Here is a 16,292-nt window from a genome sequence, read left to right as displayed (position 1 = left end):
TGGGCACGGGATTAGTGTTGGTTCGTATGAGCGTCGATATCACCGGCACGGATGCCTGGCAGAAGCTGACCGATCACCATTCCGCGATCGCCGAAACTCACCTTCGGCAACTGTTCGCCGAGGACGCCGACCGAGGCCGTACGTTCACCCTCGAGGCCGCGGACCTGCACATCGACTACAGCAAGCACCGCATCACTCGCGAGACCGTCGAGTTGCTCGTCGAACTGGCCCGCACAGCCGATGTCGAAGGCAAGCGCGACGCCATGTTCGCGGGCGAGCACATCAACACCTCCGAGGACCGCGCCGTTCTGCACACGGCGCTGCGTCTACCGTCCGATGCTTCCCTGACCGTCGACGGCCAGAACGTGGTTGCCGATGTACACGAAGTCCTCACGGCCATGGGCGAATTCACCGATCGAGTGCGTTCGGGCGAATGGGTCGGTGCCACCGGCGAGAAGATCTCCACCGTCGTCAACATCGGCATCGGCGGATCCGACCTCGGTCCGGTCATGGTCTACAACGCGCTCCGGCACTACGCCGACGCCGGGATCTCCGCGAAGTTCGTCTCGAACGTCGACCCAGCGGATCTCGTCGGTGCGCTCGACGGACTCGACCCCGCATCGACGCTGTTCATCATCGCGTCCAAGACGTTCTCCACCCTCGAAACGCTGACCAACGCCACCGCGGCCCGCCGCTGGCTCGTCGACGCACTCGGTGAAGACGCCGTCGCCAAGCACTTCGTCGCCGTGTCCACCAACGCCGAGCGGGTTGCGGATTTCGGTATCGACACCGCCAACATGTTCGGTTTCTGGGACTGGGTGGGCGGACGCTACTCCGTCGATTCGGCAATCGGGTTGTCGGTCATGGCCGTCGTGGGCAAGGAAGCGTTCGGCGAATTCCTCGACGGCTTTCATCGCATCGACGAGCACTTCCGGTTGACGCCGCTCACCGAGAACGCGCCGGTTCTGCTCGGCCTCATCGGCCTGTGGTACAGCTCCTTCTTCGGCGCGGAAACCCGTGCAGTGCTGCCGTATTCGAATGACCTCTCCCGCTTCGCCGCGTACCTGCAGCAGTTGACGATGGAGTCGAACGGCAAATCCGTCAAGGCCGACGGCTCCCCCGTCACCACGCCGACGGGCGAGATCTTCTGGGGCGAGCCGGGCACCAACGGCCAGCATGCCTTCTACCAATTGCTGCACCAGGGAACACGTTTGGTGCCTGCGGACTTCATCGGATTCGCCGAGCCCACCGATGACCTGCCCACCCGCGACGGCACCGGCTCGATGCACGATCTGCTGATGAGCAACTTCTTCGCCCAGACCAAGGTGCTCGCCTTCGGCAAGACGGCCGAGGAGATCGCCGCCGAGGACACCCCGGCAGATGTGGTGCCGCACAAGGTGATGCCCGGCAACCGTCCGTCCACCTCGATCCTCGCCCCCAAGCTCACGCCGTCGGTGGTCGGTCAGTTGATCGCCCTGTACGAGCATCAGGTCTTCGTCGAAGGCGTCATCTGGGGCGTCGACTCCTACGACCAGTGGGGCGTCGAGCTCGGCAAGACCCAGGCACTCGAACTGACACCGGTCCTCACCGACGCCGAAGCTCCTGCAGTGCAATCGGATTCATCCACGGACGCCTTGGTGCGCTGGTACCGATCGCAGCGGGGTCGTTCGGCCTGAGGGCGGTCGGTGGATCTACGGCCCCAGTAGGAATCTACGCACCCTGCAGGCGGTGCGGATTCCTGGACGGGCCGTAGATTGCGCTCAGCGGATCCGAACAGGTCAGCCGTGCGTCCAATCGAGCATGGACTTCGACCAACGTGGGCTCTTCACCCGTGCCGATGCACTCGCGTCGGGCTTCACCGATGACGACCTTCGACGGGCACGCGCACACAGGTCCGTCGTTGCAATCCGCAGACTCTGGTTCGTTCGAGGGGATGTTCACGCAACACTGGACTCTGCGCAGCAGCATGCACTCCTGGCTCAGGCGACCTATGTCGATTCCGGCGACGACGTCGTACTCAGTCATGTATCCGCAGCGGTGGTTCTCGGACTCGACGTGTGGAACTTACCGCTGGACACGGTGACGATGACCACGCGTCGCGGCCACTCGGGCAAGCGCAGTCGACGCCGGTTCCTTCACGGCACCGATCTACTCGACGACGAGTGGCTTCATCTCGACGGTATGCGTGTCACACGCCCAGCGCGCACAATCGTCGACGTCGCCAGGACTCAGCCCCTCGACGTTGCGGTGTGTCTCGGTGATAGGGCATTGCGGCACAACCTCACCACAATCGACGAACTCGAGAAATTTTGCGATGCGGCGCAACACCGAAGCGGTGCCGGACGCGCTCGACGTGCAATCGGCGCGATGAGTGCACGCAGCGACAGTGTCGGCGAAAGTCGATCGCGACTGATCCTGCAGACAGTGTCGACTCCGCTGTCCAATCAGACGATCTTCGACGACGGCGGTCGTCGCATCGCCCGTACCGACTTCCTGTTTCCCGATCTGGCCGAGGTGATCGCCGAGTTCGACGGGGAAAGCAAGTACGGTCCGCAGCCACGGCAAGCAGTCATCGCAGAGAAGAATCGCCACAACCGGCTCGCCGAGCAGGGCAGGACCGTCTTCAGATTCGACTGGCGGGACTTGTCGACTCCGCACGTCATCATCGACAGGCTTCATGCTGCCTATCGGCGTGCGTTGCTCCTCGGCCCGCCGAGTGGACGGTACGCCGAGCTCCCCCTCCCCGCAGCTACGGCGCTCGTAGGAATATGCGCACCCTACAGGCGGTGCGAATTCCCACGAGGGGCGTGAATCCCCAGCATCACACCCGAGCCAACACTGCTGCCGTATCGACTCCGGTCGGCAGGGTGCCGAAGGCGATGCCCCAGTCTCGGTCGAGTCGACTGGCGCAGAAGGCATCGGCCACAGCAGAATCCCCGTGCATCACCAGTTGCGCGCCCTGGAAGGTCAGCGCCATCAATTCGACGACTCGCCTGGCCCGGTATTCCATGTCGGAGGTGTCGGAGAGTTCCTTGCCGACGCGGGCGATGGCGTCGTCCAGTCGAGAATCCGCGCCCGACGCCTGGCCGATTTCGCCGAAGAACGCCTCGACGCTGTCGGGTTGACGGGCCAGTGCGCGCAGGGAATCGAGTGCGGCGACATTGCCGGAGCCTTCCCAGATCGACATCAGCGGCGATTCGCGGAACAACCGAGGCATTCCCGATTCCTCCACATAGCCGTTGCCACCGAGACATTCGAGTGCTTCGGCGGCGTGGGCCGGCGCTCGTTTGCACACCCAGTACTTGGTGACGGCCAACGCGATTCGGCGCAGTGCGCTCTCCTGCTCGTCGCCGCGGGCCGAACCGTCGGTGGCCTGTGCGAGGCGGATCATGGCGGCGGTGGCGGCCTCGGATTCGATGGTCAAGTCTGCCAGCACGTTTCGCATCAGCGGCTGATCGACGAGTGCCGCCCCGAACGCAGACCGATGACGCGCATGATGGACTGCGCGCACGGTGGCGTTGCGAATTCCGGCCGCCGACCCGATGACGCAATCGAGCCTGGTCATGTTGACCATCTCGATGATGGTGCGCACACCGCGCCCCTCTTCGCCGACGAGCCAGCCGGTGGCCCCGTGGTATTCGAGCTCACCGGATGCGTTCGACTTGTTGCCGAGCTTGTCCTTCAAGCGCTGCAGCATCATTCGGTTGCGGGTGCCGTCGGGCAGGACGCGCGGCAGCATGAAGCACGAGAGCCCGCCCGGTGCTTGGGCCAGGGTGAGGAACATATCCGACATCGGCGCGGAGGTGAACCATTTGTGACCGACGATCGAGTACGTCCCGTCCGACGACGGCATGGCCGTGGTGGTGTTGGCTCGGACGTCGGATCCGCCCTGCTTCTCCGTCATCGACATGCCTGCGATCAGTCCACGCTTGCTCGACGGGGTCCGCAGGCCGAAATCGTATTCCCTCGACGCCAGTAACGGCTCGTACTGCGCAGCCAGAGAAGCATTGTGCCGCAACGCCGGAACGACGGCGTAGGTCATCGAAATGGGACACATGTGCCCGGCCTCGACCTGTCCCCAGACGTAGAACTTCGCGGCGCGGGCGACGTGTGCACCGACGCGATCGACGGCCCACGGACTGGCGTGCAGTCCGTGCTCGACGGCAACGGTCATCAGATTGTGCCAATGCGGGTGGAATTCGACCTCGTCGATTCGGTGACCGTACCGATCGTGGGTCTTCAACACGGGCGGGTTCTCGTTTGCGAGCCTGCCCCACTCCTGGGCTGCCACTCCACCGGCCAGGGCCCCGAGCCGGCGGACCTCGTCGAGCGCCCAGCCTGCACCTGCCCGCGCCACGCCGTCGAGCAACGACGGGTCCGCGGAGGTGTCGTAGGGCGTCAGGTCGATTGCCTGGTTGAATACCTCATGTGTGTCCATCTCGAACTCCTAACGCGCGCAACGACAATGCGACAAGACTGGGTATCGGATCCACCGAATCGTGCGAGGACAACGGACCGACCATCACTTCGCCGACGGCACCGACCAGCGCTGCTGCCGAGACAGCCGCGTCCTGTTCGGGGATCTCTCCGGCTTCGATGCCGGCCACGATCGCGTCGGCGAAGGCGTCGGTGAATTTCTGCCGGAACACCAACCGCTCGGCGTCGACGGCCGGGTCGACCGGTTCGGCCAGCAGGGCATACGCCATCGTCCGGTTCTTCAGGGCACGTCCGGCGAAGGTCTGCACCACTGCGGTCACTCGCTCGACGGCGCTGCCGTGTTCGCATGCGGTGACCACTGCCGCGACCTCCCGACTGCAGACCTCGCGGAAGATCGCGACGACCAGATCCGATTTCCCCTCGAAATGGGTGTAGACGCTGCCCGACGACACCCCCGCTGCCGCGGCGACCGACGCCACCGACAGGCCGGCGTACCCCTGCGTCGAGAGGACCTCGATGGCAGCGGCGAAGAGTTTCGTGCGTGCGCCATCGAGCCTGGCCTGCACTGCAGGGGTTCGTCGGTACGGCATGCAAGGATTGAAGCACTGATTCATTGCTTCACGCAAGAGAACTCGAGTAACGTTCACTGACATGCCGGTACGGATCGAGCGATCAGGCCCCGTCACCACCATCGTCCTGTCGCGCCCGGAGGCACGCAACGCCGTCGACGGCCCCACCGCCCAGGAGTTGATCCAGGCGTTCGAGGAGTTCGACGCCGACGAATCCGCCTCGGTGGCGGTGCTGTGGGGCGAGGGTGGCACGTTCTGCTCAGGAGCCGATCTCAAGGCACTGGGCACACCGCGCTCGAATCACGCGACCGAACACGGGGACGGCCCGATGGGTCCGACGCGAATGCGGTTGTCCAAGCCCGTCATCGCGGCCGTGTCGGGATACGCTGTCGCGGGCGGACTGGAACTCGCGCTGTGGTGCGACCTCCGCATCGCCGAGGACGACGCCACGTTCGGCGTTTTCTGCCGACGCTGGGGAGTTCCGTTGATCGACGGCGGCACAGTGCGATTGCCGCGCATCGTCGGCACCGGCCGCGCGATGGACATGATCCTCACCGGTCGCGCCGTCGACGCCGAGGAAGCTCTGAACATCGGACTGATCACCAAAGTGGTTCCGGTAGGCCGAGCCCGGTCGGAAGCGGAGGCGTTGGCTGCCGAACTCGCGCTGCTGCCGCAGACCTGCATGCGGGAGGATCGACTGTCTCTGCTCGAACAGGACGGCCTCGACGAAGAGTCCGCCCTGAGGAACGAATTCCGACACGGTGCCATCTCCATCAACGCCGACGCGCTCAGCGGCGCGAGCAGGTTCGCTTCGGGGGCGGGACGACACGGCACCCCGAGCCCGTGAAATCCACCCGCCTGTCGGTGATCGACGAGATCTTTCTCCGGACCCACCGCGGCTACGGAATTCCCATTGCACTCCAAGGCATCTGGCGCACCACCGAGACGGTGAGCGAAGAAGAACTCCACCGGGTCCACGACGAACTGGCCGTCGGGCAACTCGGCCGTCGAGTCGGCAAGCCCCGCACACCCGGGGCACGACTTCGATGGGACGTCTCGTCCGAATCGCTTCCGCTCGAGTACGGAACCGACGCGGTCGACGACATCATCGGATGGGCCGATGCACAGGCAGACGTTCGACTCGACCCGCAGTACGGACCCGGCTGGCGGTTGACGGCGGCGCCGGTTGCGCACGGCGGCACCGTGTTGTCTCTTGTGTGTTCGCATGCTCTGGCCGATGCTCGCGAGCTGATCGACTCTGCCGCTCGAGCGTTCTCCGGATCGACACCCGCGCCGGTGCTGCACCCGGGCTCGGATGTGAAGGACGCGATCTCGATGATCGTCACGGTTCTCCTACGATCGATCGCGGCGACGGCGAGATTGTGGGTGAGCAAGAAGGCCCGAGCCGAACTGCGGGCGTTCACCACCGCCGACCGCGGCGGTATCGCACCGCACCACGCGCACAGGATGCAGTCGGTGATCGTGGATATCGATGCTGCGGAATGGGATTCGGCTGCGCGACGCGTCGGCGGATCGGCCAATTCGCTGTTCGTCTCCGTCGTCGCCGCTACGATGAGCGAACTCGGGTCACCCGCGGTGACCGTCGACATTCCCTTTCGCACCGGGTCCGGTGACGCCAACGCGATCGGGATGGCCACCGTCACCGTCCGTGGGGACGACTCGCCCGCGGCCATCCGAGCAGCGTGCAAGGAGGCGTTCGGCAAGCCTGTCGGAGCCCCGGCAGGCTATCCACCCGAGATCGTCCAGCTGCTCCCCCATCGAGTCGCCGCGAAACTGACGTCGACCCCGGGGCGCGGAGAAGTGTTGTGCTCCAACATCGGCGACATTCCCGACGGCATCTCCGCACTCGGCACCCACCGATCGTGCGGACTTGCAACCCGCGCGATCCATCCGAATCCGTCGGGCGCGCTGTCGACGATCAGAATGTCGACCTATCTCTCCCGCCTGGACGGCAACTACACACTCTCGCTCGTGTGCACCGACGACGCGTTGGCCGGGTCGACGGCCGAGCTCACCGCGGCCGTGCAACGGGCCCTGGCGACGCGGAACCTGGCCGCCGAACCCTGGTAGGTCTACCGTTGTCGCCATGAACGAGCACGATATCCACACCAAGATCCAGCAGCTCATCGCCACAGAGCACAAGCTTCGCACCGAGGCCCAGTCGGGCGACATCGACCCGGACACCGAGAAGGCCCAGCTGGCGTCCCTCGAGCACGCCCTCGATCAGTGCTGGGACCTGCTCCGCCAGCGTCGGGCGCGCATCGACGCAGGCAAGAACCCCGACACCGCAACCGCCAACAGCGTCGACCAGGTCGAGGGGTACCTGCAGTAACCCCAGCTCTGCAGCTAGACCATCCGATCCGTCAGCACGTTCGGCAGGAACCGCAGCGCCGCGTCGATGCCCCGCCACTTGAGTCCGGGTAGCGCGGCGCGGCGGGTTTCGCTCTCGATCGCGTCGACCATCGCCGACACCCCCTCGTCCAGAGTGGCTGTGAGAGCGGCACTGTCGCCCGCATTGGCGGACATGTCGGTGGCGATGAAGCCGGGCAGCAGGGTGGTGACGGCGATGACGGTTCGCGACAGTTCCGTGGCCAACGATTCACCCAACGACGCCACTGCTGCCTTGCTGGCCGAGTATGTCGCCTTGGCCCCCGGCAGTCCCCGGTCGGCGCTGATGGACGAGACGAACACCAGGTGCCCGCGTTTCTGCTCACGGAAGATCGACAGTGCGGCCTCGGCCTGCGACAGCGCCCCGATGAAGTTCGTGTGCGCGGTCTGCAGGTTGGCGTCGGCTCGCCCGGTTCCGATCTTCGCGCCCTTACCGAGGCCGGCATTGACGATCACTCGATCGAGTCCGCCCAATTCGTCTCGCAGTTTCCCGAAAACCTCGCCCACCGCGTCGTGATCGGTGACGTCGAGTGCTCGGACCACCACGGTGATGTTCGGGTTGTGGTGCATCAACTCGGCGCGAAGTTCGTCGAGTCGGTCGACCCTCCGGGCGCAGAGCGCCAGGTCCCGGCCCATGCCCGCGAACCGTCGCGCCATTTCCTCACCGAGCCCCGAACTCGCTCCGGTGATCAGAATCTTGTTCCGAGTGGTCGCCATAAGCGGCGAGCCTATGTCACTGTGGAGCAATGGCCTCAGAAAGCTCGGAATTCGACGTCATCGTCATCGGCGGTGGACCGGTCGGAGAGAACGCCGCTCAGTATGCGACACAGGGCAGCGACCGCACCGTCGTGATCGTCGAGCACGAACTGCTCGGCGGCGAGTGCTCGTACTGGGCGTGCATGCCGAGCAAGGCGCTGCTGCGCCCCAGCGAGGTTCTCGACACCGCACGAAACATGCCGGGGGTCAAGGAACTGGTCGGCGATCAACCCCTCGATGCCGACGCCGTCCTGGCCCGACGCGAATCCTTCACCCACGGCCTCGACGATTCGTCGCAGATGACGTGGGCCGAGACGGCGGGGATCTCCGTCGTCCGGGGTCACGGACGCCTCACCGGGGAGAAGACCGTCGAGGTCGACGGGCGTACGCTCACCGCGCGGCACGCAGTCGTTCTCGCCACCGGAACCACTGCCTCGGTACCGAACACACCGGGCCTGCGCGACGCCCTGCCCTGGATCTCCCGCGATGCCACCAACATTCACGAGACCCCGGGTCATATCGCCATCATCGGCGGTGGCGTCGTCGCGACGGAAGCGGCCACCTGGTTGCTCTCGCTCGGGGCGAAGGTGACGATGATCGTGCGTGGCTCGTCGCTGCTGGCCGGTTCCGAGCCGTTCGCAGGCGAACTCGTCGCCGAGGCTCTGAAGAAGCGCGGTGCCACGATCATGCTCGACGCCTCCCTCGAGTCCGTGTCACGGGAGAATCCGTCCGACACCGGCATCGGCCGAATCCACGGTGGCCCGGTCGGTCTCGTCGTCGACGGCAGCGAGATCACGGTCGACGAAGTCCTCGTCGCCGCGGGACGTACTCCGGCGAGTGCGGATCTCGGGTTGTCGACTCTCGGACTCGAGGAGGGGCGCTACATCGACGTCGACGATCATCTGAACGTTCCCGGCCACCAGTGGCTCTACGCGGTGGGCGACGTCAACGGACGAGCGCCGCTGACGCACATGGGCAAGTACCAGGGCCGGGTGGCCGGCGACGTCATCGCCGCCAGGGCCGAGGGAAAGCCCCTGGACAGCACAAGATTCCGTGCGACCGCGGATCATGGTCAGGTTCCCCAAGTGGTGTTCACTCCACTCGAGGTGGCCTCCGTCGGGCTGACCGAGGCCAAGGCCAGGGAGGCCGGCATCGACGTCGAGATCGTCGCACAGGACATCGCCGTCGCGGGTTCTTCTCTGCAGCAGGACGATTACTCGGGACGCGCGCAGCTGGTGATCGACCGCGCCGCCGACACGATAGTGGGCGCGACCTTCGTCGGACCGGGAGTCGCAGAGCTGGTCCATGCGGCCACTGTGGCTGTGGTCGGCAAGGTTTCGCTCGACGACCTGTGGCATGCGGTGCCGTCGTACCCGACGGTCAGCGAAATCTGGCTCCGGCTGCTCGAATCTCGTCGCTGAGTAATCGAACGGGCACAATTGCCGGCATGGAATACGAGCGGGGTTTCGAGAGACTGGTCAACTTCAGCGACGCCGTGGTCGCCATTGCCGCAACACTGCTCGTTCTTCCCTTGGTGGAGCTGGCAGAACCGGACGACAGTGCACAATTCGTCGATATTCTGCGTGATCACGGCGTCGAGCTGTTCGCATTCGTGCTCAGTTTTCTGATCATCTTCTCGCAGTGGCTGAGTCATCATCGCGTGTTCCGCAACCTCGTCGGCTACACCCGGGGTCTGATGTGGGTAAACTTCGTCTGGTTGCTCGCGATCGTGTTCCTGCCGTTCCCCACCAAGTTGATCGCCGAGAAGAGCGGGTACGACGCGAGCGCGGCGCCGCTGTATGTCGCCACCATCGCAGTGTCGGTCATCGCGATGTTCGTAGCCGACGTGATCGTGTCTCGGCATCCGAACATCGTTGCCGACGACACACCGCGTCACGGCGGCGTGCGCAACGGCGCGATCACCTCGGTCCTCATCCTGGCCGCTCTCGGACTGGCGTTCACGCCGCTGGGCCTGTGGTCGCTGCTGGTCCTGTTGCTGACAGCGCCGATCAACCGCCTCCTCGGCCGTGTCTGACGAGTAGATTGGTCGGGTGAGTACCGAGAGCGCGTCGAAGCAGCAACCGCTTCTCGTGCTGGGCAAGATCACCGAGATTCTCGACGCCTTCTCGTTCGACCGTCCCTCGATGACGCTCGGTGAGATCCAGCAGACCACCGGCCTGCCCACCTCGACGGTGCAGCGTCTCGTCACCAACCTTGTGCAGCAAGGATTTCTGGACCGGGGCGGGGATCGCATTCGCATCGGGGTGCGCATGGCCTACTGGGCGGCGACAGCGACCAAGGACCTCGACGTGCTGTCGGTCGTCAATCCCGTGCTCAAGGACATGCGCGATCTGACGACCGAGACCGCGTGCTTCTTTCGGCCGGAACAGAATTATCGCGTGTGCGTCGCCATCGCCGAGACCCGCCACGCCTTGCGACGGGACATGTACGTCGGCAAGGTGATTCCGCTCAGCGCAGGATCGGCCAGCCGCGTCCTGCTGGCCTGGGACGACGACCTGGCCGAGCGTGTCCTGTCTCGTGAACTCGAATCGATGACCGCGCAGACGGTGACCGAAGCCGAGACGATGCGAACACTGTTGGCGCAGACCAGAGCCGACGGCTACGCGATCACCACCGGCGAGCGCGAGACCGGCGCATCGGGACTGTCCGCACCGGTGTTCGATTCGGCCGCGGACATCGTCGGTGCCGTCACCATCAGCGGACCGACACTACGTATGCCGCAGTCGCAGTGCGAGGACTGGGTGGATCTGCTGATCTCCCACGCCGAGCGGATCACGAGGACCCTCGGCGGCCGCTACCCCGCGTGAGACCAGGCGTCGGGATTCACCGGATGCGGAGGCATCGAACCGCCGAACATCGCCGCTGCGTTGGTCGCGCACAGCCGCGCCATCTCCGAACGCACCGACACCGTCGCGCTCCCCACATGTGGGAGCAATACCGTGTTGGGCAGATCCGCCAGCCCGGGTTCGAGGGCCGGCTCGCGCTCGTAGACGTCCAATCCTGCTGCGGCAACGGTCCCCTCACGGAGCGCGGTCACCAGAGCGGCCTCGTCGATCACCGGTCCTCGCGCGGTGTTGATCACGATCGCCGACGGCTTCATCGCCCCGAGTACGGTGGCGTCCACCAGATGGTGGGTGGAGTCCGACAGCGGAACATGCAGGGACAGAAAGTCGCTGGTCGTGACGATCTCGTCCCAGGATGCGTGCTCGACGCGACCGACGAACGCACCGAGCTCGTTCTCGGAAACCTCGCGGTCGCCGGGCGGGCGGGGACAGAACTTGACCGTCATACCGAAGCCCAGTGCCCGGCGAGCGGTGGCGCGGGCAATGCGGCCGAAGCCGGCCAGCCCCAGCACTCGGCCCGAGACATCGCTGCCGAGAAGCAGTTCCGGCTCCCATCCGGTGAACGAGCCGGAACGGACGAATGCATCGGCCTCGACGGCTCGGCGGGCGGTGGACAGGATGAGCAACATCGCGATGTCTGCGGTCGAATCCGTCAGCACCCCGGGAGTATTGGCGACCGTGATGCCGTGCTCGGTTGCGGCTGCGATATCGATGTTGTCGAATCCGACGGCGTAGTTGGATATTCCGACGAGTGATGCCGAGGCCAGCAGGTCGGCGTCGAACCGGTCACGCAGTTGGGACACGACAACGGAGTACTCGCCCGATGCACAGGCGTCGACGAGTTGCTCGTGGTCGACCTCCCGCAGGTCGACGTCCCCGGCGGCCCGCAGGATATCCATCCCCGGCGCGGGGATCTCGGTGGTGACGAGAATGCGGCTCATACGACCCACTCGAAGGCGGCAGGAGTGGAGCCTGCGGAACGACCGGATGAGGACAGCCCTCCGGACCTGGCACCTTGAACGGTTTTCGACCGCATGGGCTCGCCCAGTTCGGTGAGCAGCTCCTCCGACAGAGTCACCATGGCTGCAAGGGTTTTCGGCTCGAACCAGTCCGGCCGTGTCGCGAAGAGTATGTCCTCCGAGGAGGTGTTTCCGCTGGCCCCCGGAGCGAATGGGCACCCGCCCAGTCCGCCGAGCGAACCGTCGACCATCGTGGCTCCGGCAGAGATCGCGGCGAGGGTGTTCGCGACGCCCAGCCCCCAGGTGTCGTGGCCGTGGAACACCACTCTGCGGTCGGGGGTTTCCGCGCGCACCCGCGAGATCAGCGACTGCACCTGAACCGGAACCGCCTGCCCGAGCGTGTCGCAGATGACGATATCGGTTGCACCGGATGCTCGTTCGTCGTTGGCGATCTCGATGACACGGTCCTGCGGCACATGTCCCTCGAACGGGCAGGTGAAGGAGGTCGCGATGCAGAGCTCTATCTCACCGTCCACCGATCGCGTGATGTCGACGGCGTCGGGCATCGCAGCCAGCGAGACCTCGGTGGTACGGCCGATGTTGGCCTGATTGTGCGAGTCCGAGGCGGAGAAGCAGTACTGGAAATTGCGGGCCCCGGCGGCGGCGGCCTTCTCGACGTGACGTGGAGTGGCGACCCACACCCAGCATCGCGCGAGTTCGGCGGCGGTGAGCTCACCGATCACCTCGAGGGTGTTGGCCATGGGCGGCACCTTGTCACCCCGCGCCATCGATCCGATCTCGAGCGAGGGCACGCCGAGTTCGATGAGGGCTCTGATGATCTCGAGCTTGCGTTCGGTGGCGAGCATCTTGCCGGTGAGCTGCAGGCCGTCGCGCATCGTGACGTCGCGAAGCTCTGCGGCGGGAGCGAATCGATACATCTAGGGGCTCATCTCTTCGTCGGTGCGGCCGAGCAGTGTCGACAGTACTTCCCTGGTGTGTTCGCCGAGATCCGGTCCGACCGAACGGATCGGCAGGGACGCGTCACCGATCACCGGGACGACGCCGACGAATCCGACGTCGGTGGGCTCGTCGCCCCCGATGTCGACCGGGAAGTGCTGAATCATGTTGCGAGCGGCGTACTGTTCGTCGGCGACGATGTCCGCCGCGGTGTAGATCGGGCCCGACGGCACCCCGGCGGCGTCGAGAATCTTCAAAGCCTGCTCGCGAGAATGCAATCCGGTCCAGGCCGAGATGGCTGCGTCCAACTCGTCGCGTCGACGCCACCGGCCGGCGTTGGACGCCAGGTCCGGGTCGGCTCCCAGATCGGGACGATCGATGGTCTCCATGTAGCGCTGGAAGATCGCATCGCCGTTGCCGGCGATGATGATCGAGTGACCGTCGTTGCACGGGTACGCGTTCGAGGGTGCGATGCCCTCCATCCGGCCGCCGGTGCGCTCGCGTTCGACACCGTAGGCGAGGTAATCCGGAATCAGCGATTCCATCATCGACAGAATCGATTCGTTCAGCGCCACATCGATGGAACGCTGTGCCAGCGACAAGTCCGGTGCCTGCGCCGCGCGCTGGGTCTGCCGTTGGAACAGTGCCATGACGCATCCGAACGCCGCGTACAGCCCGGCGATGGAGTCCCCGATCGAGACCCCGACCCGGACGGGTGGCCGATCCGGATCACCCACCAGATTGCGGAAGCCGCCGTATGCCTCTGCGACAGCGGCGAATCCCGGTCGCTGCGACATGGGGCCCGTCTGGCCGAAGGCCGAGATGCGCGTGATGATCAATTCGGGGTTGGCTGCGCTGAGCACTTCCGGCGAGATACCCCATTTCTCCAGTGTGCCGGGCCGGAAGTTCTCGAGCACGATGTCGCATTTCGCTGCGAGGTCGACGACGTCCTTGCGGCCCTGTTCGGTACGCAGGTCGAGCACGATCGATTTCTTGTTGCGGTTGATCGTGCGATAGAGCATCGACGTGGTGCCGGAGTACAGCCGCCAGTTGCGAAGCTCGTCGCCGGTTCCCGGCCGTTCGACCTTGATGACCTCGGCACCGAAGTCGGCGAGCATCCGCGCCGCAGTGGGGGCGGCTATGTAGTTGCCGAGCTCGAGTACTCGAACTCCGCTGAGCGGCAGTGCCATCGTGTTCCTTTCGATACTCATAGGAGACAAGCTCACAGGATCCAGCTCATCGGCACGATCAACGCGATGGCGATGACCGATGCCACCGAGACGCCCACCGAGCACGTCTTGAGTGTGCCCCGGGTCGACTGACCCATCAAGGACTGCAGGAGCCAAAATGTGTTGCTGGTGACGTGCACGGCGAACAGTGATCCGGCACCGGCGGCGAGCGCGATGAACACCGGGTCGAGACCGATCAGCGGAGCGACCGGGGCGAGAATGCCTGCCGAAGTGATGGCGGAGATCGTCACCGATCCGACGGCGATGTGCAACGCGGCAGCGATGACCCAGACCATCAACAATGGAGCGGCCGTGCTGGCGGTGAAGTACTGGCCGAGGATGTCGCCGAGACCCGCCTCGTTGATGACGGCCGCGAGCGACCCACCGACACCGGTGAGGATCAGGATCTGACCGCTCTCGGCGAAACCGCGCGCCAACGCCTTCTCCACTCGTGCCTGACCGACGTGGTAGCGGCCGATGAGGCACGTTCCCACCAAGCCGATGAGCAGCGCGATGACCGGGCTGGCGATGAATTCGACTACGGGGATCGATATTTCGGCGACTTCGAGAACGGCACCGATCGCGATGAGGACGAGCGCGAGCAACAGCGGCGAGAGCAACACCAGCAGCGACGTCTGCTTCTCGGTGCGGACCTTCTGGGCGACGCCACCTCCGGTTTCGAGGGGCTCGTCGTCGGAGTCGGCAGGCTCCGGGACCACTGGCTCTGGGACTACGGTGATCTGTTGCTCGTCCTTCTCCTCGTTCCACCAACCGTGCCGGAAGACGAACGACATGACGGCCACCGACAGCACGACGACCGGAACGATCAGGATCAGTCCGTAGATCATCATCTTTCCCAGCGGCACGCCGAGCAGTCCGGCCAGTGCGAGCGTCGCGACACCGGGGACCATGAACACGATGCCGCATTCGAGCGCGATGGCCAGCGCCGTGGCCATTCGCGCTGTGCCGTACTTGCCGATCTTGGGCGCGAGGTTCCGAGCGAGCGGAGCGGAGATGACGAGCAGCACGTCGAGGAAGATGGACTGCAGCAGAGTCGCGATGGTCAGCGACAGCGCGTACGGGAGCCGTTTGGGACCGAAGGTTCTGAGCAATGTGCCGACCAGACGCTGAATGGCATTCATCTCCTGCAGCACCGAGCCCATCAGAACGCCGAAGGCGATGAGCAGACCGACCTCGGCCATGATCTCGCCGAATCCGCCCGTGATGGTGTCGACGGTGGTCCCGACCCCGAGTTTCGTCGCCAATCCCAGGTACGCAGCCCCGAGCACCAGGGAGATCACCGGGTTGAAGTGAAAACGAACGATGAAGACCACCACTGCCAGCACGGCGACGACGGTGTTGATCACGATCCACATGTCGGACATCGGCAATTCTTCCCGCTGGGTGAGAGTGACCGCTGCCATGGCACACGGTTCGGTGTGATCCACCACACCAATACCCACATTATGGGCATAGATTTACTTCGTGAGCAAGAGCATGGGCAGCGTCGAGCCACGAGGGTCCGCCGAGAGCCAGGTCAGATCGGTTGAGCGCGCCTGATCGAGAGCGCGGCCCGCGAGGCATCGAGTTCGACGGGCGAGCGGACCAGTAGTTCCCCGACCCGCAGGACCCCGTCCGACAGGGGCTCGACCCGCAGTCCGCCGCGACCGATCAACGCTTTACGTGCACCGTCGACCACCATGCGGTCCATCCACGCGCACGGATGGGCCGGTCGGCCACCGCGGAACGCGATCCAGCCGTCACCGGAGTCGAGCTCGAATTCCAGACCTCGCAACGGGTCGAGCTCGAGACCGCGTACGACGACATTGCGCCTGGCCACAGCCGGATCGGGCACATCGACGCCGAGTACGTCGCCGACGGCGTCCCAGGCCTCGACGGCCAGAAAGCTCACCGCCGCCTCGATGTGTGCCTTCACGCCGAAGAACCGATCTCCACGAATGCCTTTGTGCGCCACGATCTCGACGCTGGTCGGAAGGTCCGTCGCGGAATCGGCCGGGCCGTCCTTGGATCTACCGAAGTAGGCGTGGGTGGGCGAGCGCAGCAGCTGCACGATCTCGGCGCGGTACTCGAAAGGCATGCTCTCGAGTGTGC

16 protein-coding genes are annotated in these 16,292 nt (G+C 65.1%); 8 read left to right on the top strand and 8 right to left on the bottom strand.

The genetic code is table 11. The annotated features are described in order from the left end of the window. The first annotated feature begins 26 nt into the window (after nucleotides 1-26). Together pgi and CH251_RS14715 are read left to right on the top strand one after the other, a co-directional pair. Nucleotides 27-1,676 carry a glucose-6-phosphate isomerase gene (gene pgi, locus CH251_RS14720; protein WP_094613877.1) on the top strand — a complete coding sequence of 550 codons (1,650 nt, stop codon included), beginning with the start codon at nucleotides 27-29 and terminating at the stop codon, nucleotides 1,674-1,676. A 124-nt stretch (nucleotides 1,677-1,800) separates the two neighbouring features. Next, nucleotides 1,801-2,811: a hypothetical protein gene (locus tag CH251_RS14715; protein ID WP_094613797.1), complete on the top strand. Its 1,011-nt coding sequence runs from the start codon at nucleotides 1,801-1,803 to the stop codon at nucleotides 2,809-2,811. A gap of 10 nt (nucleotides 2,812-2,821) precedes the next feature. Here the strand turns inward: CH251_RS14715 and CH251_RS14710 are convergent, their stop codons facing one another. Continuing rightward, on the bottom strand, nucleotides 2,822-4,438 hold the full coding sequence (locus CH251_RS14710; protein ID WP_094613796.1) for an acyl-CoA dehydrogenase family protein: 1,617 nt from the start codon (nucleotides 4,436-4,438) through the stop codon (nucleotides 2,822-2,824). Further along, nucleotides 4,425-5,027, bottom strand: coding sequence for a TetR/AcrR family transcriptional regulator (locus tag CH251_RS14705; RefSeq protein ID WP_094613876.1), 603 nt, complete (start codon nucleotides 5,025-5,027; stop codon nucleotides 4,425-4,427). The genes CH251_RS14710 and CH251_RS14705 overlap by 14 nt, the downstream gene beginning before the upstream one ends. Nucleotides 5,028-5,088: 61 nt before the next feature. Between CH251_RS14705 and CH251_RS14700 the strand changes: the two genes are divergently transcribed. Genes CH251_RS14700 through CH251_RS14690 form a run of 3 tightly spaced genes read left to right on the top strand, consistent with a single transcriptional unit; the run spans nucleotide 5,089 to nucleotide 7,359 of the window. After that, nucleotides 5,089-5,853 carry a crotonase/enoyl-CoA hydratase family protein gene (locus CH251_RS14700; protein ID WP_094613795.1) on the top strand — a complete coding sequence of 255 codons (765 nt, stop codon included), beginning with the start codon at nucleotides 5,089-5,091 and terminating at the stop codon, nucleotides 5,851-5,853. Beyond that, entirely contained in the window at nucleotides 5,850-7,097 is a 1,248-nt protein-coding gene (locus CH251_RS14695) for a hypothetical protein (RefSeq protein ID WP_094613794.1), read from the top strand. The genes CH251_RS14700 and CH251_RS14695 overlap by 4 nt, the downstream gene beginning before the upstream one ends. Before the next feature lie 16 nt (nucleotides 7,098-7,113). Further along, entirely contained in the window at nucleotides 7,114-7,359 is a 246-nt protein-coding gene (locus tag CH251_RS14690; RefSeq protein WP_094613793.1) for a DUF2630 family protein, read from the top strand. Nucleotides 7,360-7,373: 14 nt separating this feature from the next. Here the strand turns inward: CH251_RS14690 and CH251_RS14685 are convergent, their stop codons facing one another. Continuing rightward, nucleotides 7,374-8,132, bottom strand: a complete 759-nt coding sequence (locus CH251_RS14685) for an SDR family oxidoreductase (RefSeq protein WP_094613792.1) — start codon at nucleotides 8,130-8,132, stop codon at nucleotides 7,374-7,376. Nucleotides 8,133-8,161: 29 nt separating this feature from the next. On the opposite strand from CH251_RS14685, the gene CH251_RS14680 reads away from it, so the two are divergent. The 3 genes from CH251_RS14680 to CH251_RS14670 are packed head-to-tail and all read left to right on the top strand — an operon-like array spanning nucleotide 8,162 to nucleotide 10,999. Next, on the top strand, nucleotides 8,162-9,592 hold the full coding sequence (locus tag CH251_RS14680) for an NAD(P)/FAD-dependent oxidoreductase (protein ID WP_094613791.1): 1,431 nt from the start codon (nucleotides 8,162-8,164) through the stop codon (nucleotides 9,590-9,592). A gap of 26 nt (nucleotides 9,593-9,618) precedes the next feature. Then, nucleotides 9,619-10,206 (top strand): TMEM175 family protein, encoded by a 588-nt coding sequence (locus CH251_RS14675; RefSeq protein WP_094613790.1) that lies wholly within the window; start codon nucleotides 9,619-9,621, stop codon nucleotides 10,204-10,206. Nucleotides 10,207-10,222: 16 nt separating this feature from the next. Continuing rightward, nucleotides 10,223-10,999 (top strand): IclR family transcriptional regulator, encoded by a 777-nt coding sequence (locus tag CH251_RS14670; RefSeq protein ID WP_094613789.1) that lies wholly within the window; start codon nucleotides 10,223-10,225, stop codon nucleotides 10,997-10,999. Here CH251_RS14670 and CH251_RS14665 read toward each other — a convergent pair. From CH251_RS14665 to CH251_RS14645, 5 genes are all read right to left on the bottom strand, one after another. Continuing rightward, entirely contained in the window at nucleotides 10,987-11,976 is a 990-nt protein-coding gene (locus CH251_RS14665; protein WP_094613788.1) for a D-glycerate dehydrogenase, read from the bottom strand. The two genes, CH251_RS14670 and CH251_RS14665, sit on opposite strands and share 13 nt — an antisense overlap. Continuing rightward, complete coding sequence (locus tag CH251_RS14660; RefSeq protein ID WP_094613787.1) at nucleotides 11,973-12,932, bottom strand: hydroxymethylglutaryl-CoA lyase; 960 nt, start codon at nucleotides 12,930-12,932, stop codon at nucleotides 11,973-11,975. The genes CH251_RS14665 and CH251_RS14660 overlap by 4 nt, the downstream gene beginning before the upstream one ends. Beyond that, a complete protein-coding gene (locus CH251_RS14655; protein WP_094613786.1) occupies nucleotides 12,933-14,162 on the bottom strand; it encodes a CaiB/BaiF CoA-transferase family protein in 1,230 nt (409 codons plus the stop codon). A gap of 11 nt (nucleotides 14,163-14,173) precedes the next feature. After that, nucleotides 14,174-15,565: a GntP family permease gene (locus CH251_RS14650; protein WP_094613875.1), complete on the bottom strand. Its 1,392-nt coding sequence runs from the start codon at nucleotides 15,563-15,565 to the stop codon at nucleotides 14,174-14,176. A 152-nt stretch (nucleotides 15,566-15,717) separates the two neighbouring features. Next, nucleotides 15,718-16,278 (bottom strand): molybdenum cofactor biosysynthesis protein, encoded by a 561-nt coding sequence (locus CH251_RS14645; protein ID WP_094613785.1) that lies wholly within the window; start codon nucleotides 16,276-16,278, stop codon nucleotides 15,718-15,720. Nucleotides 16,279-16,292 lie beyond the last annotated feature (14 nt).

Source organism: Rhodococcus sp. 06-462-5, from assembly GCF_002258315.1.
In the GTDB taxonomy this organism is placed as follows: domain Bacteria; phylum Actinomycetota; class Actinomycetes; order Mycobacteriales; family Mycobacteriaceae; genus Rhodococcoides.
The sequence above is the reverse complement of the archived record's forward strand: the minus strand, read 5'-3'. Positions and strand labels throughout refer to the sequence as shown.

Bases quoted from the DNA above. Each gene is read 5' to 3' on its own strand.
- CH251_RS14675 (WP_094613790.1), top strand. From the start codon at position 9,619: ATGGAATACGAGCGGGGTTTCGAGAGACTGGTCAACTTCAGCGACGCC.
- CH251_RS14710 (WP_094613796.1), bottom strand. From the start codon at position 4,438: ATGGACACACATGAGGTATTCAACCAGGCAATCGACCTGACGCCCTAC.
- CH251_RS14705 (WP_094613876.1), bottom strand. From the start codon at position 5,027: ATGCCGTACCGACGAACCCCTGCAGTGCAGGCCAGGCTCGATGGCGCA.
- CH251_RS14680 (WP_094613791.1), top strand. From the start codon at position 8,162: ATGGCCTCAGAAAGCTCGGAATTCGACGTCATCGTCATCGGCGGTGGA.
- CH251_RS14645 (WP_094613785.1), bottom strand. From the start codon at position 16,278: ATGCCTTTCGAGTACCGCGCCGAGATCGTGCAGCTGCTGCGCTCGCCC.
- CH251_RS14715 (WP_094613797.1), top strand. From the start codon at position 1,801: ATGGACTTCGACCAACGTGGGCTCTTCACCCGTGCCGATGCACTCGCG.
- pgi (WP_094613877.1), top strand. From the start codon at position 27: ATGAGCGTCGATATCACCGGCACGGATGCCTGGCAGAAGCTGACCGAT.
- CH251_RS14660 (WP_094613787.1), bottom strand. From the start codon at position 12,932: ATGTATCGATTCGCTCCCGCCGCAGAGCTTCGCGACGTCACGATGCGC.
- CH251_RS14650 (WP_094613875.1), bottom strand. From the start codon at position 15,565: ATGTCCGACATGTGGATCGTGATCAACACCGTCGTCGCCGTGCTGGCA.
- CH251_RS14655 (WP_094613786.1), bottom strand. From the start codon at position 14,162: ATGAGTATCGAAAGGAACACGATGGCACTGCCGCTCAGCGGAGTTCGA.
- CH251_RS14685 (WP_094613792.1), bottom strand. From the start codon at position 8,132: ATGGCGACCACTCGGAACAAGATTCTGATCACCGGAGCGAGTTCGGGG.
- CH251_RS14665 (WP_094613788.1), bottom strand. From the start codon at position 11,976: ATGAGCCGCATTCTCGTCACCACCGAGATCCCCGCGCCGGGGATGGAT.
- CH251_RS14700 (WP_094613795.1), top strand. From the start codon at position 5,089: ATGCCGGTACGGATCGAGCGATCAGGCCCCGTCACCACCATCGTCCTG.
- CH251_RS14690 (WP_094613793.1), top strand. From the start codon at position 7,114: ATGAACGAGCACGATATCCACACCAAGATCCAGCAGCTCATCGCCACA.